This window comes from Actinomadura rifamycini DSM 43936, assembly GCF_000425065.1.
GTDB classification, from domain to species: Bacteria; Actinomycetota; Actinomycetes; order Streptosporangiales; family Streptosporangiaceae; genus Spirillospora; species Spirillospora rifamycini.
In genome coordinates this window covers 136,573-155,501 of sequence record NZ_AULB01000019.1, presented here as the reverse complement: position 1 = coordinate 155,501, position 18,929 = coordinate 136,573, and the positions used below count along the sequence as shown (strand labels likewise).

Here is an 18,929-nt window from a genome sequence, read left to right as displayed (position 1 = left end):
TGCCGTTGAACCTGGCGGAAGCGGTTGCGGGTCAATTCACATATTGTTGGGGCGATAGTAATGCGCTTCCGCGACTCGCGCTTGAAAAAGGCGCCCGGAACACCGTTGCCTTCGGGCACGGCACTCCGGCGCCGCGCGTCCCGCGCGTCCCCGGGCGGTGACACCGTCCGAGCCGCCGTCGGCACCGCCCCCCGGCACGACGCACCGACCGGCGCGGCCCCGCAGGCGCCCCCCGCCGGACGCACCCCCGGTGCGCGCCCGCGCCCCGCGGCGTCCGGCCGGTCACGGGCGCACCGCCGCCCCGCCCGGACGCGCGCGACGACCGCCTTCAGGGCCGAGACACGCTCCCGAGCGGAGGTTTCTCCGCGCGCCGTTCCACCGGGCGACGGGAAGCGTCCCGTGACCATCGAGCCGGAGGACCTGCCACCCGTGCCCGACATCCCCACCACACCGTCCGGACTGCCCGTCCGGGTGCCGCAGGCGAACCTTGCAGAGCCCCTGCGCACCGACGAAGCCGCCCCCGCTCCCCAGCCGGACGAGGACGCAGACCCCGGCCGCAGCCCCGAAGAGATCAAGCGGATCATGGGGGCGTACCAGCGCGGCGGTCGACGCGGTCGCGACGACGCGGCCGCGAACCTCGGCACTACAGCAGCGAAAGGCGAGGAAGAGCAGTGACGCAGAAGACGGGGTCCGCAACCGACCTGGGCTGGCTGCTGGACGACCTCGTCCGCAGGCTCCCGCACGCCCGTGGCGCGGTCGTCCTGTCGGCCGACGGGCTGCTCATGGCCTCCTCCGAGGGAGTGACGCAGGACGACGGCGAGCACCTCGCCGCCGTCGCGGCGGGCATGCAGAGCCTGGCGAAGGGCGCCGGAGTGCGCTTCGGCGGCGGCCCGGTCCGGCAGACGATCATCGAGATGCAGTCCGCGTTCCTGCTGGTCACGGTGGCCGGCAAGGGCGCGTGCCTGGCGGTCCTGGCCGGCGAGGAGGCCGACGTGGGCCTGATCGCCTACGAGATGGCGATGCTGGTCACGTCCATGGGCCACCACCTGACGACGCCGTCGCGGTCCGAGATCGCGGAGGACAAGTCCTGATGATGCCGCCCGAAGGCCCTCACCCCTGGCCGGACGAGCCGGGGCCGCGGCCGCCCGCCGGAGACGAGCCGCTCGACGACCGCGCGGGCCCCATGGTGCGCCCGTACGTGATGACCAGCGGGCGGATGGAACCCGCCCGCGGCAAGTTCGACCTCATCACGCTGGTGGTGGCGTCCAACCCCGAACCCGAGGGCGCCGTCGGCCTCGGCCCCGAGCACCTCGCGATCATCCGGCTGTGCCAGTCGGTGATGTCGGTGGCGGAGCTCACCGGCCACCTCGACCTTCCCGTCGCGACCGTCCGGGTCATGCTCGGCGACCTCCTCGACAAGGGGTACGTCATGATGCAGGAGCCCGAGCCGGAGGCGGACATGCACGACATCAGGCTCTACAAGGCGGTGATCGATGGTCTCCGGGCCCTCTAGTGTGCGCGCGCGTCGGCTGCCCACCGCGGTAAAGATCGTCATCGCGGGCGGCTTCGGGGTCGGCAAGACCACGATGGTCGGGACCGTCTCCGAGACCCGCCCCCTGCGGACGGAGGAGGTCCTCACCGACGAGAGCATCGGCGTCGACGACGTCTCCGGCGTCGAACGCAAGCAGACGACGACCGTCGCGATGGACTTCGGCCGCATCACCATGCAGGACGAGTACGTCCTGTACCTGTTCGGCACGCCGGGGCAGCAGCGGTTCTGGTTCATGTGGGACGAGGTCACGCTCGGCGCGCTCGGCGCGGTCGTCCTCGCCGACACCCGCCGCCTGTCCGACTGCTTCCCCTCGGTCGACTACTTCGAGCGCCGCAACACCCCCTTCATCGTCGCCGTCAACTGCTTCGAGGGCGCCCAGCAGTACGACCTCGAAGAGATCCAGATGGCCCTCAACCTGGGCCCGAAGGTTCCCGTCATGCTCTGCGACGCCCGCAAGCTCACCTCGTGCAAGGAGGTCCTCATCGACCTCGTCCTGCACGCCATGAAGGCCCGCGGCCTCACCGAAGAACAACCGGTCTGAGGCTCCCGGAACCGAAAACGAAGCGCCGGTTGTGCCCGCCGACTCGAGTCGGCGGGCACAACCGGCGCTGACTTTTCCCCACCTCACACATCTGTGGGCCGCCAACGCCTCAGGAACGGACGCCCCCGAAACGGGCCGCCGCCGTCACCGGGCACCCCGCCGGGCCACACCAGCGCTGACATTTCCCCACCCCACAACGCCGTAGGCCGCCAACGCCTCAAGAACGAACGCCCCCGAAACGGGCCGCTGTTTAGTCCGGGCGCCCCGCGGGTCAAATCTGAGAGGGACGTCCCCGAAGCGGGCCGCCGTTGTTACCGGTGCGGGGGTCAGGTGTCGGCGGTGGCCAGGGTCTCGAGGTCTTCGGGGCGGGGGCCGTGCCAGTCCAGGCACATGACGGTGGCGTCGTCCTCCGGGGCGCCGTGGCACGCGTCGTGCACCGCGGCGGTCAGCGACCGCACGACCTCGCGCGGGTGCTGATCGGCGGTCTCGCGGATGACGGCGGGCAGATCGACGATCGCGGCCCGGCGCTCCTGCATGCCGTCGGTGTAGAGCACGAGACGATCGCCCGGCCGCAGGTCGAGGTCCTGCGCCCGGTAGCCGCCGGGCACGGGAGTACCGAACGGCAGGTCGACGTCGAGGGGCACCTCGCCGACGTGGCCGCCGCGCAGGAGCAGCGGCCGGGGATGCCCGGCGTTGACCAGCTGGGCTTTGGTTCCCGCCAGGGTGATGCGCAGCAGCTGGCCGGTGGCGATTGTTTCGCCGCCGTGGTCGAGCACGGCCCGGTGCACGTGGTCGGCCTGCTCGGACAGGGGGATGCCGGCGCGCCGCGCACGGCGGGAGGCGTTGACCAGCAGGGTGGCGAGCATGGCCGCGTCGACGTCGTGGCCCATGGCGTCGGTGACCGACAGGTGCAGGGTGTCGTGGCCGAGGGTGTAGTCGTAGGTGTCGCCGCCGATGTCGTCGGCCGGGACCAGCGCGCACGCGAGGGTGAACTCGGCGGCTTCGCAGCAGGTGGACGAGGGCAGCAGCTGGTACTGGATCTCGGCGGACAGGCTCACCGGGGTGGTGCGCTGACCCCACAGGTACAGGTCGGTGAAGCGGCGGTCGGCGACGACGATGTAGGCGAGCGCGTGCGCGGCCTCGCCGATCTGCTCCAGCACGTCGTCGGTCGCTTCGGGCAGGGTGAGCTCCAGGACACCGATGGTGTCGCCCCGGTTGGTGACCGGCGCGATCACCCGCTGCCCCTGGCAGCCGGGCGCCTTGACGATCCGCTGGGTGCGCAGCACCTCGTCGTAGACGCTGCCGGTGAGGGAGATCTGCTCGGCCTCCTGGCCCCGGTGCGGGTCGGCGTCCTCGATGAAGCGCACCAGCCGCCGGCCGACGAGGTCGACGAACAGGAACGACACCGCCGTCCCGCCGAACCGGTGCCGCAGGTTCCGCGCGACCACGTCGATGGACTCCACCGGTGCGGCGTTCTCCGCCGCCGCCAGAACATCCCCCAGGAGCAGCCCGCTGTCCGCCACCGCAGCCTCCCTCGTTTCCCGCCTTCCCTTCCCCGATACCGGTACCGCGGACCATCGCCGCCGCGGCCCGCGAACCGGCGCGGGCCGGACGCCGTCAGCCGGTGCGGCTGACGACGTAGTCGCAGAGGGCGGTGAGGGCGTCGCGGGCGGGGTTGTCGGGGAGGGTGAGCAGTTCGGCGCGGGCGTCCTCGGCGACGCGGAGGAGGTCGGCGCGGGCACGGTCCATCGCGGGGTGGGCGCGCAGGAGGGCGAGGGCCTCGGCGTGGAGGGCGTCGTCGGTGAGGTCCTGGACGAGCAGGTCGCGGAGGCGCGCGTCGTCGGGGCCGGAGCCGACGCCGGCGAGGACGTGGTGCATCGGGAGGGTGCGGATGCCCTCGCGGAGGTCGGTGCCGGGGGTTTTGCCGGACTCCTCGGTCTCGGAGTCGATGTCGAGGATGTCGTCCGAGAGCTGGAAGGCGATGCCGATCTTCTCGCAGGCGGAGGTGACCGTGTCGACGGTCGAGGCGGGGGCGCCGGACAGCAGGGCGCCGAACTGGCCCGAGACCGCGATGAGGGACGCCGTCTTGTCGGCGAGGACCTGGAGGTAGTGCTTGAGGGGGTCGGCGCCCTCGGCGGGGCCGGTCGTCTCCTCGATCTGGCCGCGGACGAGGCGCGCGAACGCGCGGGCCTGGATGCGGACCGGCTCGGTGCCGAGGTCGGCGAGGAGGTCGGACGCGCGGGCGAACAGGTAGTCGCCGGTGAGGATCGCTCGGGTGTTGTCCCAGCGGACGTTCGCGGACTGGCGGCCGCGGCGGACGGTCGCCTCGTCCATGACGTCGTCGTGGTACAGGGTGCCGAGGTGGGTGAGCTCGACGACGACCGCGGCCGGGACGAGCCCGGCCGCGGTCGGGTCGCCGAAGTGCGAGGCGAGCGTCACCAGCATGGGCCGGAAGCGCTTGCCGCCCGCCTCGACGAGGTGCTTGGACGCCTCGTTGAGCAACGGGTTGTCGCTGCGGACCGAGTCGAGGAGCAGTTCCTCGACGGCGGCCAGGAACCGTCGGCTTTCGGCCGCGAGCGCCGAGTCCACGGGAAGCCCGAACGGGCCGGTCTCCTGCACGGCCGGCCCGCCGGACTCCTCAGCGAAGGCGTTGCTCACCCAAGACTCCCTACCGGACGAACATCTGCGTGGTGGCATCTCCCGCGAGGTCCAGAATCGGCTGCGGGAGCACGCCGAGTACCACAGTAGCCGTCACTCCGACCGCGACGACGATCGCGGTGGCCGGTGGGGCCACCACGACGGGGCCGTCGGCGTCCGGCTCGCTGAAGAACATGACGACGATCACGCGGACGTAGAAGAACGCGGCGACCGCGGAGGCGATGACGCCGACGACGACGAGGGGCGTCGCCCCGCCCTCGACGGCCGCCTTGAACACCGCGAACTTGCCGGTGAAGCCGCTGGTCAGCGGGATGCCGGCGAACGCCAGGAGGAACAGCGAGAAGACGCCCGCGACGACCGGGGAGCGCTTGCCGAGCCCGGCCCAGCGGGACAGGTGGGCCGCCTCGCCGCCCGCGTCCCGCACCATCGTGACGACGGCGAACGCGCCGATCGTGGTGAACCCGTAGGCCGCCAGGTAGAACAGCGACCCCGACAGGCCCTCCCGCGAGGTGGCGATCACGCCCATGAGCAGGAAGCCCGCGTGCGCGATGGACGAGTAGGCGAGCATCCGCTTGATGTCGGTCTGCGTGATCGCGATGATCGCGCCGACGACCATGGTGAGAATCGCCACACCCCACATGGCGGGCTCCCAGTCCCACTCGAGGGTCCCGAACGCGACGTAGTAGACGCGGAGGATCGCGCCGAACGCCGAGACGAGGGTGCAGGACGCCATGAGCGCGGTGATCGGGGTCGGCGCGCCCTGGTAGACGTCCGGCTTCCACATGTGGAACGGGACGCCGCCGAGCTTGAACAGCAGCCCGACGGTGAGGAGCGCGACGCCCGCGAGGAGGAGCGTCTCGCTGCCCGCGTCCCGGCTGATCTCCTGCGAGATCGCGGCGAGCGTGACCGATCCGGCGTAGCCGTAGAGGAGGGCGATGCCGTACAGGAAGAACGCCGACGAGAACGCGCCCAGCAGGAAGTACTTGACCGCCGCTTCCTGGGAGAGGAGGCGGCGGCGCCGGGCGAGGCCGCACAGGAGGTACAGCGGCAGGGACATGACCTCCAGGCCGATGAACATGGTCAGGAGGTCGTTGGACGCCGGGAAGATCAGCATGCCGCCGACGGCGAACATCATCAGCGGGTAGACCTCGGTCTGCACGATGCCCGCCGACTGCGTGCGCTGCTCGGCCTCGCTGCCGGGCAGCGCGGACGCCTGCGCGGCGAACGCCCCGCCGGCGCGGTCGCCGCCGCGCTCGGCGATCAGCAGGAGACTGACGAGCGCCAGCACCAGGATGGTGCCCTGCAGGAACAGGGTGGTGCCGTCGACGCCGAGGGCCCCCTCGGCGACGACGTGGTGCGGGGCGCCGTCCCACGCCAGCGCGACCGTCCAGACGAACCCGCCGAGCAGGCCGAGGAACGCGAGCGGGACCTGGAGCCGGGGCCGCCAGGCGCGGCCGGCGAACGCCTCGACCAGCACCCCGAGGACGGCGACGCCGAGGACGATCAGCAGCGGGCCGATCTCCGCGTACTCGATGTGCGGCGCCGGGATGTCGGCGCCCTGCGCGAGGGTGCTCATGGACGGGCTCCGTTCTCGGCGACGTTGGTCGGTGCGGGGTCATGCTGGTCGACCCGCACCAGCGTCTGTTCGACGGACGGGTTGATGACGTTCAGCACCGGCTGCGGGAAGAAGCCCATCGCGACGATGATCGCGAGGATGGGCGCGATGGCCCACTTCTCCCGGGCGGTGAGGTCCTTCATCCCCTCGACCGCCGGGGCCTTGGGGCCGCCCATGGTGCGCTGGTACGTCCACAGGATGTAGATCGCGGCGAGGACGACGCCGCTGACGGCGAGGGCCCCGGCCCACTCGTACCGGCTGAACGTGCCGACGATCACGAGGAACTCGGACACGAACGTGGACAGGCCGGGCAGCGACAGGCCGGACAGGCCCGCGATGAGGAACGCCCCGGCGAGGACGGGCGCGGCCTTCTGCACGCCGCCGTAGTCGCCGATCCGCGCCGACCGCCGCCGGACGATCATGAAGCCGACGATCAGGAACAGCGCACCGGTCGAGAACCCGTGGTTGATCATGTAGAGCGCGGCGCCGGACTGCCCCTGCGAGGTCATCGCGAAGATGCCGAGCACGATGAACCCGAAGTGGGAGACCGAGGTGTAGGCGACGAGGCGCTTCAGGTCGACCTGCCCGATCGCGAGGACCGCGCCGTAGATGATGCTGAGGACCGCGAAGCCGAGGACCACCGGGGTGGCCCACGTGGCGGCGCCCGGGAACAGCTCCAGGCAGAACCGCAGCATCCCGTACGTGCCGACCTTGTCGAGGACGCCGACGATGAGGACGAGCGCGCCCGCCGGGGCCTGCTGCGCGGCGTCCGGCAGCCAGGTGTGCACCGGCACCATCGGCGCCTTGATCGCGAAGGCGATGAAGAAGCCGAGGAACAGCCACTTCGCGGTGGTCGGGTCGATGTTCAGCTGCGTCAGCTCGGAGAACAGGAACGTCCCCTGCCCGAGCCCGCCCTCGGCTTCCGGCTTCGCCGACAGCGGGTACAGCCAGATCACCGCGACGAGCATGATCAGCCCGCCGAACAGCGAGTACAGCAGGAACTTGACCGCCGCGTAGGAGCGCTGGGCGCCGCCGAAGTACCCGATGATGAAGTACACCGGGATGAGCATCGCCTCGAAGAAGACGTAGAAGAGGAACACGTCGGTCGCCGCGAAGACGCCGATCATGGCCGCTTCCAGCGTCAGCAGCAGCGCGAAGTACGTCTTGACGGACCGCTTGGCGGGGACGTCGACGCCCCCGGAGCGGTCGTCCTCGTTCCAGGACGCCAGCATGACGAGCGGGACGAGGATCACCGACAGCACGATCAGCGTGAGGGCCACGCCGTCGACGCCGACCGCCCAGTGGACCCCGAAGGACGGGATCCAGTCGTACTTCTCCTCGAACTGGAACCGGGCGCCGCCCGGGTCGAACGAGGCCGCCATGACCAGGGTGAGCACCCCGACCACGGTCGAGACCCCGAGCGCGAACCGCTTGACCAGCGCGTCCCTCGACGGCAGCGCCGTGAGGACGGCGGCGCCCACCAGCGGCAGCGCGATGAGGACGGTCAGCCAGGGAAGGTCGCTCATGACACGTTCACCACCAGGAGGGCGGCCACCACGACGGCGGCGCCCGCGAACATCGAGAGTGCGTAGGACCGGGCGAAGCCCGTCTGGATCCGGCGGAGCCGGCCGGAGCCGCCGCCGATGCCGGCGGCGATGCCGTTGACGGCGCCGTCGACGCCGCGCCCGTCGAACCAGACCGCGAGCCGGGTCAGCCACTGGCCGGGCCGCATCAGCAGCGACTCGTTGATGGCGTCGCCGTACAGGTCCTTGCGGGCCGCGACGGTGAGGAACGACCCGGCGGGCTGCTCGCGCGGCACCTTGCGGGCACCGTACTGCCGCCAGGCGATCGCCGCGCCGAGCAGCACCAGCACGAACGTGGCGATGCCGGGGCCGGTGAGCGCCTGGAAGTGGTGCTCCTCCTCGGGGTGGCCGACGACCGGCTCGAGGAAGGACCCGAACCCGCCGAGGACCAGGAACCCGCCCGCGAACAGGGAGCCGACGGACAGCAGGATCAGCGGGACGGTCATGACCTTCGGCGACTCGTGCGGGTGGACGTCGTCCGCCCAGCGCTTCTCGCCGAAGAACGTCATGAACATGACGCGGGACATGTAGTAGGCGGTGATCGCGGCGCCGAGCATCGCGCAGCCGCCGAGGATGTACCCGGACGTGCCGCCCTTGTGCAGGGCCGTCTCGATGATGACGTCCTTGGTGAACCAGCCGGACAGGCCCGGGAACCCGATGATCGCGAGGTAGCCGAGCCCGAAGGTCGCGTAGGTGATCGCCATGACGCCGCGGAGCGCGCCGTAGTGGCGCATGTTGACGTCGTCCTTGGTGCCGTGCATGACCGAGCCGGCGCCGAGGAACAGGCCCGCCTTGAAGAAGCCGTGCGCGATGAGGTGCGCGATGGCGATGACGTACCCGGCCTTGCCGAGCCCGGCGGCGAGCGTCATGTAGCCGATCTGCGACATCGTCGACCCGGCGAGGGCCTTCTTGATGTCGTCCTTGCCGCACCCGATGATCGCACCGGCGAGCAGCGTGGCGGCGCCGACGATCGTGACGACGAGCTGCGCGGTGGTCGACAGCTCGAAGATCGGCCCGGACCGGACGATCAGGTAGACGCCCGCGGTGACCATCGTCGCCGCGTGGATGAGCGCCGACACGGGCGTCGGGCCCTCCATGGCGTCCAGCAGCCAGGACTGCAGCGGGAGCTGCGCCGACTTGCCGCACGCGCCGAGCAGGAGCAGCAGCGCGACGGCGGTGGCCGTCCCGGTGCTCAGCTCGGCGGCGAGGCCGGCGTGCTCGGCGCCCTCACCGAGCACCTCGGTGAAGTCGACCGAGCCGAGCGCGCTGAACAGCAGCGCGATCGCCAGGATCAGCCCCATGTCGCCGACGCGGTTGACGACGAACGCCTTCTTCGCGGCGGTCGCGGCGGTCGGCTTGTGCTGCCAGAACCCGATGAGCAGGTACGAGGCGAGGCCGACGCCCTCCCAGCCGATGAAGAGCACGACGAAGTTGCCGCCCAGGACGAGCAGCAGCATCGCGGCCACGAACAGGTTCAGGTACGCGAAGAACCTGCGCCGGTCGGGGTCGTGCTCCATGTAGCCGATGGAGTAGATGTGGATCAGCGATCCCACACCGGTGATCAGCAGGACGAAGCTGATGGACAGCGGGTCCACCAGCAGGTCCATGCCGACGTTGAACGCCCCGACGTCGATGAAGTCCCACAGGTGCAGGGTGCGGCGCCGCTCTTCGGCGTCGTATCCGAGCATCTGGGCGAACATCGCCGCGCCGACGACGAACGATCCGACCGACATGGCGACGCCGAGCAGGTGCCCCCAGCGGTCGGTGCGCCTCCCCCCGAGGAGGAGGATCGCGGCGCCCGCGAGCGGCAGCGCGATCAGGAGCCAGGCCGCGGCCTGGATGCCTTCGGCTTGCATCCCCGCCCTCTCAGTACTTCAGCAGGTTCACGTCGTCGACCGACGAGGACCTGCGGGTCCGGAAGATGGTCATGATGATCGCCAGACCCACCACGACCTCCGCGGCGGCCACCACCATCACGAAGAAGGCGATGATCTGGCCGTCCAGGTTGCCGTGCATGCGGGAGAACGACACGAACGCGAGGTTCGTCGCGTTCAGCATGAGCTCGACGCACATGAACACCACGATCGCGTTGCGCCGCACGAGGACGCCGACCGCTCCGATGGTGAACAGGGCCGCCGAGAGCGCCAGGTAGTGCTCCGGGCTCATTTACCGGCCTCGCCTTCGTTGCCCTGCGCGGACCCGCCGGCCGCGGGACCGCCCGCGGCCGGGGAGCCCGTCTTGACGACGCGCGACTCGGCGTCGGCGTCCTCCGCCTCGTGGGTGGCGGCCCGCACGGCGGCGACGTCCGCCTCGGCCGCCTCGGTCTCGGTCCCGCCGTGCAGGTCGGCGTGCCGCTGCGCCGTGTCGGTGCGGGCGGCGATGACCGGGTTGACCGACAGTTCCGACGGGGTCCCGTCGGGCAGCAGCGCCGGCATGTCGACGGCGTTGTGCCGGGCGTAGGTGCCCGGACCGGGCAGCGGGCCCGGGTGCTCGCCCGTCCGGAACCGGCGCTCGGACAGGTCCCGCTGCGTCGGCTTCGGCTCGGTGCGCTCGCGGTGCGCCAGCACCATCGCGCCGAGCGCCGCCGTGATCAGCAGGGCGCTGGTCGCCTCGAACGCGAACACGTACTTGGAGAACAGCAGCCGGGCCAGCCCGACGATGTTGCCCTCGGCGTTCGCGGCGGCGAGCCCCGCGGAGTCGCCCAGCGCGGCGTTGCCGATCCCGGCGCCGACCAGGCCGATGAAGCCGAGCGCGGCGACCACCGCCCAGAAGCGCTGCCCCCGGATCGTCTCGACGAGCGAGTCGGTCGAGCTGACGCCGACGACCATCATCACGAACAGGAACAGCATCAGCACGGCGCCGGTGTAGACGATCACCTGGACGAACGCCAGGAACGGCGCGTGCTGCAGCGCGTAGATCGCGGCGAGCGAGAGCATCACGGTCGCCAGCAGCAGCGCCGAGTGCACCGCCCGCCGCATGAAGATCATGCCGAGTGCGGCGCCGACCGACACGATGGCGAGGAGCCAGAAGAAGAACGGCTCCCCCGCCTGCTTGTCGGCGACCTCCGCCGCGAGCGCCTCGGCCGCGAGGACGTGCCCGTTCACTTCCGGTCACCGCCCTTGCGCGCCTTCTTGCCCTTCTCGGCGGCCGCGGCCTGGTCGGCGCTCGCCCGTCCGCCCCCCTCGGACGGGACGGTCGGTGCGGACGCGGCCTCGGAGTCCTCCAGGCCGAGCCGGTAGTAGTCCTCCTCGGTGTCGCCGAGCCGCATCTCGTGCGGCGGCGGCTCCATGCCCTCGCGCAGCGGCGCCAGCAGCATGTCCTTGGTGTAGATGAGGCTCTCGCGGCTGTCGTCGGCGAGCTCGTACTCGTTCGTCATCGTCAGCGCCCGGGTGGGGCACGCCTCGATGCAGAGCCCGCACAGGATGCAGCGCAGGTAGTTGATCTGGTAGACGCGGCCGTACCGCTCGCCGGGCGAGTAGCGCTCGTCGGCGGTGTTGTCGGCCCCCTCCACGAAGATCGCGTCGGCCGGGCACGCCCAGGCGCACAGCTCGCAGCCGACGCACTTCTCCAGGCCGTCCGGCCACCGGTTGAGCTGGTGGCGGCCGTGGAAGCGCGGCGCGGTGGGCCGCTTCACCTCGGGGTACTGAACGGTCTCGCTCTTGCTGAACATCTGGTGGAACGAGACCCCGAACCCCTTGACCGGATTCAGGAAATCAGTGAGTCCCACTGGTGACCTCCTCAGGAGGGGTGTCGATCGTGGACGGCCCGGGCGGCGTCTGGACTCGCGCGGCGGCGCCCCGGCCGTGGTAGTGCGGCGCGTCCATCGGAGGCACCGGGAACCCGCCCTCCGCCGCGCCGCCCGCGCCCGCGGCGGAGGCGCCGCCCGCCGCGGGACCGCCCGCGCCGCCGGCGCCGCGCTTCGCGGCCTCCTTGTCGTCGTCACCGCCGCGGATCATCTCCCACAGCACGGTGAGGACGAGGACGATCGCGGCGGCCACCGCGGCGGCGATCACGATCTGCCGCATGTCGTAGCCCTCGTTGCGGAGCCCGCGGATGGTGGCGACCAGCACGATCCAGGCGATGGAGAAGGGCATCAGCACCTTCCACCCGAGCTTCATCAGCTGGTCGTAGCGGACGCGCGGGAGCGAGGCCCGCAGCCACACGAAGAACCAGATGAACAGCCAGACCTTGACCAGGAACCACAGCACCGGCCACCAGCCGGAGTTGGCGCCCGCCCAGAACGTGGAGATCGGCGCCGGGGCCCGCCAGCCGCCGAGGAACAGCGTGGTGGCGAGCGCCGACAGCGTCGCGAGGTTGATGTACTCGGCGAGGAAGAACATCGCGAACTTCAGCGACGAGTACTCGGTGTGGAAGCCGCCGACCAGCTCGCCCTCGCCCTCGGGGAGGTCGAACGGGATGCGGTTCGACTCGCCCATCATCGTGATGACGTAGACGATGAACGACGGCAGCAGCAGCACCGCGAACCACTTGTCGTGCTGCGCCGCGACGATCTCCGACGTGGACATCGACCCGGCGAACAGGAACACGGCCACGAACGACAGCGCCATCGCGATCTCGTAGGAGATCACCTGCGCGGACGAGCGGAGCCCGCCGAGCAGCGAGTACGGCGACATCGACGACCAGCCCGCCAGCACGATGCCGTAGACGCCCATGGACGCCATCGCCAGCACCAGCAGGACCGCGACCGGGAGGTCGGTGCCCTGCAGCGGCGTCTGGTGGCCGAACACCGACACCGTCGGCCCGAACGGGATGATGGCGAAGGAGATGAAGGCCGGGACCGCCGCCATGATCGGCGCCAGGACGAACACGACCTTGTCGACCTGGCGCGGGACGATGTCCTCCTTCAGCGCCAGCTTGATGCCGTCGGCGAGGCCCTGCAGCAGGCCCTGGGGCCCGGCGCGGTTCGGGCCGACGCGCAGCTGCATCCGGCCGATGACGCGCCGCTCGACCCACATCGACAGCAGGACGGTCAGCACCAGGAAGACGAAGATGACCAGGACCTTGCCGCCGATCAGCCACCACGGGTCCTTGCCGAAGTCGGCGAGCGTGGGATCGGCCGGCGCGGCGAGCGGCGCGGCCGCGAGCGGGCTCATTCGGTGCCTCCAGCGTTGATCTGCACGACGCTCCCCGCGACCGCGCCGAGGTCCCGGTGGAGGGCGCAGCCGGCCGAGTTCGTCGGCAGCCACACCACCCGGTCGGGCAGGTCGGCGGTGATCTCCAGCGGGAGCGTGACCGACCCGCGGCCGGTCGAGACCGTCACGGAGCCGACGCCGTCGACCGGACGGGCGCCGATCTCCTCGGCCGTCGCGGGCGACAGCCGCGCCACCGCGCCCTTCGCGGTGCCGGCGAGGAACGGCTCGCCGTCCTGCAGCCGGCCCCGGTCGAGCAGCAGCCGCCACGTCGCCACGACCGCCTCGCCGCGGCCCGGCTCGGCCGGGACCGCCTGCGGGACGTTCGGGGCGTCGGGCCGCTCGCCGCGGTGCGCGCCGAGGTCGGTCAGCTCGCGGCGGGCCGCCTCCGGGCCGGGCAGCCCGAGGTGGACGTCCATCTCGTCGGCGAGCGCGTTCAGCACCCGCAGGTCCGACAGCGTCCCCGCCGACTTCAGCACGACGTCGAACGGGCGGCCGCGGCCCTCCCAGTCGACGAACGTCCCGGACTTCTCCGCGACGGTCGCGACGGGCAGCACCACGTCGGCGCGGTCGGTGACGGCGCTCGGCCGCTGCTCCAGGCTCACCACGAACGGGACGGCCTCGATCGCGCGGAGCGCGGCCTCCGGGTCCGCGAGGTCGCCGGGGTCGACGCCGCCGACCAGCAGCGCGCGGCGCTCGCCGCGCGCCGCCGCCGCGAGGACGGCCTCGGCGTCCAGGCCCGGGGCCGCGGGCAGCTCGGCGACGCCCCACGCCCGCGCGACCTCCGCGCGGGCGGCGCCGTCGGCGACCGGGCGGCCGATCGGCAGCAGCCCGGGCAGCGCCCCGGCCTCCACCGCGCCGCGCTCCCCGGCCCGGCGCGGCACCCAGGCGAGCCGGGCGCCGGTGGCCTTGGCCAGCCGGACCGCCGCCGACAGGGCGCCGGGGCTGCCCGCGAGCCGCTCGCCGGCGAGGACGACCGCGCCGGGCGTCTCCAGCAGCCCCCGGACGTCCGCGAACGCGTCGTCGGAGATGAGCGCGCCGATCGTCTCGGCCTCGGCCCCGGGGCGGGTCGGCAGCAGCGTCCCGCCGACCTTCTCCAGGCCGCGGGTCGCGAACGGCGCCGCCGCGTACACCTTCAGGTTCTTCTTGCGGAACGCCTTGCGGAGCCGCAGGAAGACGATCGGCGACTCCTCCTCGGGCTCGAACCCGGCGAGCAGGACGACCGGCGCCTTCTCCAGGTCGGCGTAGGAGACCTCGATCGAGCGGCCCGCGACGGACGAGGCGAGGAAGTCGGCCTCTTCCGCCGACATCGGGCGCGCCCGGAAGTCGACGTCGTTCGTGCCGAGCGCGATCCGCGCGAACTTGGCGTAGGCGTAGGCGTCCTCAAGGGTGCCGCGCCCGCCGGGCAGGACCCCGGCCGAGCCGCGCGCCGCCGCGAGGCCGCGCGCCGCGATCGTCAGCGCCTCCGGCCAGGACGCGGCCTCCAGCTCCCCGTCCTCGTTCCGGACGAGCGGGTGCGTGAGCCGGTCCGGCTGGGTGCCGTAGGTGAACGCCCAGCGGCCCTTGTCGCAGTTCCACTCCTCGTTGACCTGCGGGTCGTCCCCGGCCAGCCGGCGGGTGATCTTCCCGCGCCGGTGGTCGGTGCGCAGCGCGCAGCCGGACGCGCAGTGCTCGCAGGTGCTCGGCTGCGAGACGAGGTCGAACGGCCGCGACCGGAACCGGTAGGCGGCGCCGGTCAGCGCCCCGACCGGGCAGATCTGCACGGTGTTGCCGGAGAAGTACGACTGGAACGGCTTGCCGTCCGCGGCGCCGACCTGCTCCTTGGCGCCGCGCTCGAACAGGTCGATGAACGCGTCCCCGGCGATCTGGTCGGAGAACCGGGTGCAGCGGGCGCACTGGATGCAGCGCTCCCGGTCGAGCAGCACCTGGCTGGACAGCGGGATCGGCTTGGGGAACGTCCGCTTGGTCTCGGTGAACCGGGACTCGCCGCGCCCGTTGGACATCGCCTGGTTCTGCAGGGGGCACTCGCCGCCCTTGTCGCAGATCGGGCAGTCCAGCGGGTGGTTGATCAGCAGCAGCTCCATGACCCCGTGCTGCGCCTTGTCGGCGACCTTCGAGGTGAGCTGCGTCTTGACGACCATGCCGGGCATGACCGTGGTCGTGCAGGACGCCGCGGGCTTCGGCATGCCGCGCCCGTTGCCCATGTCCGGCACCTCGACCAGGCACTGGCGGCAGGCGCCGACCGGGTCGAGCAGCGGGTGGTCGCAGAACCGCGGGATCTGGATGCCGAGCAGTTCGGCGGCCCGGATGACGAGCGTGCCCTTCGGCACCTCGATCTCGAAGCCGTCGATGGTGACCTGCACCATCTCTTCGGCGGGGGCGACGTTCTGCTTGTCGCCGGAGGTAACAGTCATCAGGCACCTGCCCAAACGGTGGACTTGGCCGGGTCGAAGGGGCAGCCGCCCTGCTCGAAGTGCTGCAGGTACTCGTCCCGGAACAGCTTGATGGACGAGACGACCGGGCTCGTCGCGCCGTCGCCGAGCGCGCAGAACGAGCGGCCGAGGATGTTGTCGGACAGGTCGAGGAGGGTCTCGAGGTCCTCCTCCTCGCCCTTGCCGGCCTCCAGCCGCTTGAGCATCTGCTTGTACCAGTACGTGCCCTCGCGGCACGGCGTGCACTTGCCGCACGACTCGTGCGCGTAGAACTCCGACCAGCGCAGCACGGCCCGGACGACGCAGGTCGTCTCGTCGAAGATCTGCAGGGCGCGGGTGCCGAGCATCGACCCCGCGGCCCCGACGGACTCGAAGTCCAGCGGGACGTCCAGGTGCTCGTCGGTGAAGATCGGCGTGGACGAACCGCCGGGCGTCCAGAACTTGAGCCGGTGGCCCTCGCGGATCCCGCCCGCCATGTCGAGGAGCTCGCGCAGCGTGATGCCGAGCGGCGCCTCGTACTGGCCGGGCCGGGTGACGTGCCCCGACAGCGAGAAGATCCCGAAGCCCTGGGACTTCTCGGTGCCCATCGAGGCGAACCATTCCGGCCCGTTCCCGACGATCGAGGGAACCGACGCGATCGACTCGACGTTGTTGATGACGGTGGGCCCGCCGTACAGGCCCGCCACGGCCGGGAAGGGAGGCTTCAGCCTGGGCTGGCCGCGGAACCCCTCCAGCGAGTCCAGCAGCGCCGTCTCCTCGCCGCAGATGTAGGCGCCGGCGCCGCTGTGGACGACGACGTCCAGATCGAAGCCGGAGCCGAGGATGTCCTTGCCGAGGTATCCCGCCTCGTACGCCTCCGCGACGGCCTGGTGCAGCCGCCGGATGACGTGCAGCACCTCGCCGCGGACGTAGATGAACGCCTGGTTCGACCTGATCGCGTACGAGCTGATGATGACGCCCTCGACGAGGACGTGCGGGTTGGCCATCATGAGCGGGATGTCCTTGCACGTGCCCGGCTCGGACTCGTCCGCGTTCACCACCAGGTAGCGCGGGTTCGGGCTGCTCGGCGGCAGGAAGCCCCACTTCATGCCGGTGGGGAATCCGGCGCCGCCGCGGCCGCGCAGGCCGGAGTCCTTCACCTGCTGGACGATGTCGTCCGGGGCCATCCCCAGCGCCTTGCGCAGCGCCGTGTAGCCGCCCTCGCGCTCGTAGCCGGCGCGGGTGAAGGAGTCGGCCTGATCCCAGTTCTTCGTGAGGATCGGGGTGAGCGTCGTTCCTGGTCGCGCGGTCACTTGTTGCGCCCCTCCTGCGTTCCCGGCTTCACGTCGCCGCCGATGGGCTTGCCGGGCTCGTTCGGCGGCGGGTCGGTGACCTCGGACGGCCGCACCGGCTCGTCCGGCCGCGCCGCGTCGACGTCCGCCGGCGGGGCCGCCCAGCCGCGCCGCTTCGCCAGCTCCAGCCCGCGCAGCGACTCCGGCCCGGCCTGGACGCCCTCGCCCGCGCGGCCGTCGGGGAACCCGGCGAGGACGCGCGACGCGTCCTTCCAGCCGCACAGCTTGCCCGGCCCGCGCGAAGGAAGGACTTCCTTACCGGAGCGCAGGTCGTCGACCAGCTCCTTGGCCTTCGCGGGAGTCATGTTGTCGAAGAACTCCCAGTTGACCATCATCACGGGCGCGAAGTCGCAGGCCGCGTTGCACTCGATCCGCTCCAGGCTGACCTTGCCGTCCGGGGTGGCCTCGTCGTGGCCCACCCCGACGTGCTCGGACAGCTCGTCCCAGATCTGGTCGCCGCCCATCACCGCGCACAGCGTGTTGATGCACACGCCGACGTGGTACTCGCCGACCGGCGCGTGCTTGTACTGCGTGTAGAACGTCGCGACGCCGGTCACCTGCGCGGCCGTGATCCCGAGCTGCTCGGCGCAGAACTCGATGCCGTCCTGCGTGACGTGCCCGTCCACCGACTGCACCAGGTGCAGCAGCGGCAGCAGCGCCGACCGCGGCTTCGGGTACCGCGCGATGATCTCTTTGGCGTCCCGTTCGAGCCGGACGCGCACGTCCGTTTCGTACGTCATCGGTCCACTCCCCCCATGACCGGGTCGATGCTCGCCACGGCCGCGATGACGTCCGCGATCATGCCGCCCTCCGCCATCGCGGGCGTCGCCTGCAGGTTGACGAAGGACGGCTCGCGGAAGTGCACCCGGTACGGGCGGGTGCCGCCGTCGCTGACCACGTGCGCCCCGAGCTCGCCGCGCGGCGACTCGATCGGCGCGTACGCCTGCCCGGCCGGGACCCGGAAGCCCTCCGTCACCAGCTTGAAGTGGTGGATCAGCGCCTCCATCGAGGTGCCCATGATGTGCGCGATGTGGCGGGGCGAGTTGCCCATGCCGTCCGCGCCGATCGCCAGCTGCGCGGGCCAGCCGATCTTCTTGTCCTCGATCATCACGGGCCCCTTGACCGACTGCAGCCGCTCGTAGCACTGCTCGACGATCTTGAGGGACTCCTCCATCTCCTGCATGCGCACGAGGTAGCGCCCGTAGACGTCCGCGCTCTCCTGCGTGGCGACCTCGAAGTCGTACGTCTCGTAGCCGCAGTAGGGCTGCGACTTGCGAAGATCCCACGGGAGGCCGGTCGCGCGGAGCACGGGCCCGGTGATGCCGAGCGCCATGCAGCCGGTAAGGTCCAGGTACGCGACGTCCTTCGTGCGCGCCAGGTAGACGGGGTTGGCGTCCATCAGCTTCCGCAGCGCCTGGATCCGCTTCGGCATCCGGTCCAGATAGTCGCGGATCTTGCTGAGCGCACCGCTGGGAAGGTCCTGGGCGACGCCGCCCGGACGGACGTACGCCATGTTCATGCGCAGGCCCGTGATCTCCTCGAAGAGATCGAGGGTGTACTCGCGCTCCAGGAAGCCGTTGAGCATGACCGTCGTCGCGCCCAGCTCCAGGCCGAACGTGGCGATCGCCACGAGATGCGAGGAGATGCGGTTGAGCTCCATCATCATCACGCGGATGATCTGCGCCCGCTCCGGCACCCGGTCGGTGACGCCGAGCAGCTTCTCCACGCTCATGCAGTACGCCGTCTCGTTGAAGATCGGCGCGAGGTAGTCCATGCGCGTGCAGAACGTCGTGCCCTGCGTCCAGGTGCGGTACTCCATGTTCTTCTCGATGCCGGTGTGCAGGTACCCGATGCCCACCCGGCACTCGGTGACCGTCTCACCGTCGAGGGTCAGGATCAGCCGGAGCACCCCGTGCGTGGACGGGTGCTGCGGCCCCATGTTGACGACGAGGCGCTCGTCCCCGCCGTCCTCGGCACCGGACACGACCTTGTCCCAGTCCTGCCCGCCCACGTCGAAGACGCGGCCCTCGGCCGCCTCCTCGGCGGCGTAGGCGTCGTATTCGGTGT

The 18,929-nt window shown here is 71.3% G+C and carries 17 protein-coding genes; 4 read left to right on the top strand and 13 right to left on the bottom strand.

The window, feature by feature from the left end:
- Window positions 1-399: 399 nt before the first annotated feature.
- Genes H505_RS0119530 through H505_RS0119515 form a run of 4 tightly spaced genes read left to right on the top strand, consistent with a single transcriptional unit; the run spans window position 400 to window position 2,093 of the window.
- Window positions 400-675 (top strand): hypothetical protein, encoded by a 276-nt coding sequence (locus tag H505_RS0119530; protein WP_026403326.1) that lies wholly within the window; start codon window positions 400-402, stop codon window positions 673-675.
- Window positions 672-1,091, top strand: a complete 420-nt coding sequence (locus H505_RS0119525; protein WP_026403325.1) for a roadblock/LC7 domain-containing protein — start codon at window positions 672-674, stop codon at window positions 1,089-1,091. Before H505_RS0119530 ends, H505_RS0119525 begins: the two co-directional genes overlap by 4 nt.
- Window positions 1,091-1,513, top strand: coding sequence for a DUF742 domain-containing protein (locus tag H505_RS0119520; RefSeq protein WP_026403324.1), 423 nt, complete (start codon window positions 1,091-1,093; stop codon window positions 1,511-1,513). The genes H505_RS0119525 and H505_RS0119520 overlap by 1 nt, the downstream gene beginning before the upstream one ends.
- The gene (locus H505_RS0119515) at window positions 1,494-2,093 is read left to right on the top strand and encodes a GTP-binding protein (RefSeq protein ID WP_034518675.1); all 600 of its coding nucleotides are present in this window, start codon (window positions 1,494-1,496) and stop codon (window positions 2,091-2,093) included. Before H505_RS0119520 ends, H505_RS0119515 begins: the two co-directional genes overlap by 20 nt.
- 326 nt (window positions 2,094-2,419) lie before the next feature.
- Here the strand turns inward: H505_RS0119515 and H505_RS43035 are convergent, their stop codons facing one another.
- From H505_RS43035 to H505_RS0119450, 13 genes are all read right to left on the bottom strand, one after another.
- The gene (locus H505_RS43035; RefSeq protein WP_245592572.1) at window positions 2,420-3,616 is read right to left on the bottom strand and encodes a PP2C family protein-serine/threonine phosphatase; all 1,197 of its coding nucleotides are present in this window, start codon (window positions 3,614-3,616) and stop codon (window positions 2,420-2,422) included.
- Between the two features lie 94 nt (window positions 3,617-3,710).
- Complete coding sequence (locus H505_RS0119505) at window positions 3,711-4,751, bottom strand: polyprenyl synthetase family protein (protein WP_425248260.1); 1,041 nt, start codon at window positions 4,749-4,751, stop codon at window positions 3,711-3,713.
- A gap of 10 nt (window positions 4,752-4,761) precedes the next feature.
- The gene (nuoN, locus tag H505_RS0119500; protein ID WP_026403321.1) at window positions 4,762-6,327 is read right to left on the bottom strand and encodes an NADH-quinone oxidoreductase subunit NuoN; all 1,566 of its coding nucleotides are present in this window, start codon (window positions 6,325-6,327) and stop codon (window positions 4,762-4,764) included.
- Window positions 6,324-7,892, bottom strand: coding sequence for an NADH-quinone oxidoreductase subunit M (locus tag H505_RS0119495; RefSeq protein WP_026403320.1), 1,569 nt, complete (start codon window positions 7,890-7,892; stop codon window positions 6,324-6,326). Before H505_RS0119495 ends, nuoN begins: the two co-directional genes overlap by 4 nt.
- Window positions 7,889-9,805: an NADH-quinone oxidoreductase subunit L gene (nuoL, locus tag H505_RS0119490; RefSeq protein WP_026403319.1), complete on the bottom strand. Its 1,917-nt coding sequence runs from the start codon at window positions 9,803-9,805 to the stop codon at window positions 7,889-7,891. The genes H505_RS0119495 and nuoL overlap by 4 nt, the downstream gene beginning before the upstream one ends.
- A 10-nt stretch (window positions 9,806-9,815) precedes the next feature.
- Window positions 9,816-10,115 (bottom strand): NADH-quinone oxidoreductase subunit NuoK, encoded by a 300-nt coding sequence (gene nuoK, locus H505_RS0119485; RefSeq protein WP_026403318.1) that lies wholly within the window; start codon window positions 10,113-10,115, stop codon window positions 9,816-9,818.
- Entirely contained in the window at window positions 10,112-11,053 is a 942-nt protein-coding gene (locus H505_RS0119480; protein ID WP_026403317.1) for an NADH-quinone oxidoreductase subunit J, read from the bottom strand. Before H505_RS0119480 ends, nuoK begins: the two co-directional genes overlap by 4 nt.
- Window positions 11,050-11,676 (bottom strand): NADH-quinone oxidoreductase subunit NuoI, encoded by a 627-nt coding sequence (nuoI, locus tag H505_RS0119475; protein ID WP_026403316.1) that lies wholly within the window; start codon window positions 11,674-11,676, stop codon window positions 11,050-11,052. Before nuoI ends, H505_RS0119480 begins: the two co-directional genes overlap by 4 nt.
- Window positions 11,663-13,063 (bottom strand): NADH-quinone oxidoreductase subunit NuoH, encoded by a 1,401-nt coding sequence (gene nuoH / locus H505_RS0119470; RefSeq protein ID WP_026403315.1) that lies wholly within the window; start codon window positions 13,061-13,063, stop codon window positions 11,663-11,665. Before nuoH ends, nuoI begins: the two co-directional genes overlap by 14 nt.
- Entirely contained in the window at window positions 13,060-15,513 is a 2,454-nt protein-coding gene (locus H505_RS0119465) for an NADH-quinone oxidoreductase subunit G (protein ID WP_026403314.1), read from the bottom strand. Before H505_RS0119465 ends, nuoH begins: the two co-directional genes overlap by 4 nt.
- The gene (gene nuoF / locus H505_RS0119460; RefSeq protein ID WP_026403313.1) at window positions 15,513-16,823 is read right to left on the bottom strand and encodes an NADH-quinone oxidoreductase subunit NuoF; all 1,311 of its coding nucleotides are present in this window, start codon (window positions 16,821-16,823) and stop codon (window positions 15,513-15,515) included. Before nuoF ends, H505_RS0119465 begins: the two co-directional genes overlap by 1 nt.
- Window positions 16,820-17,602: an NADH-quinone oxidoreductase subunit NuoE gene (gene nuoE, locus H505_RS43030; RefSeq protein WP_051300893.1), complete on the bottom strand. Its 783-nt coding sequence runs from the start codon at window positions 17,600-17,602 to the stop codon at window positions 16,820-16,822. Before nuoE ends, nuoF begins: the two co-directional genes overlap by 4 nt.
- Window positions 17,599-18,873, bottom strand: coding sequence for an NADH-quinone oxidoreductase subunit D (locus tag H505_RS0119450; RefSeq protein WP_199747766.1), 1,275 nt, complete (start codon window positions 18,871-18,873; stop codon window positions 17,599-17,601). Before H505_RS0119450 ends, nuoE begins: the two co-directional genes overlap by 4 nt.
- Window positions 18,874-18,929: the final 56 nt, after the last annotated feature.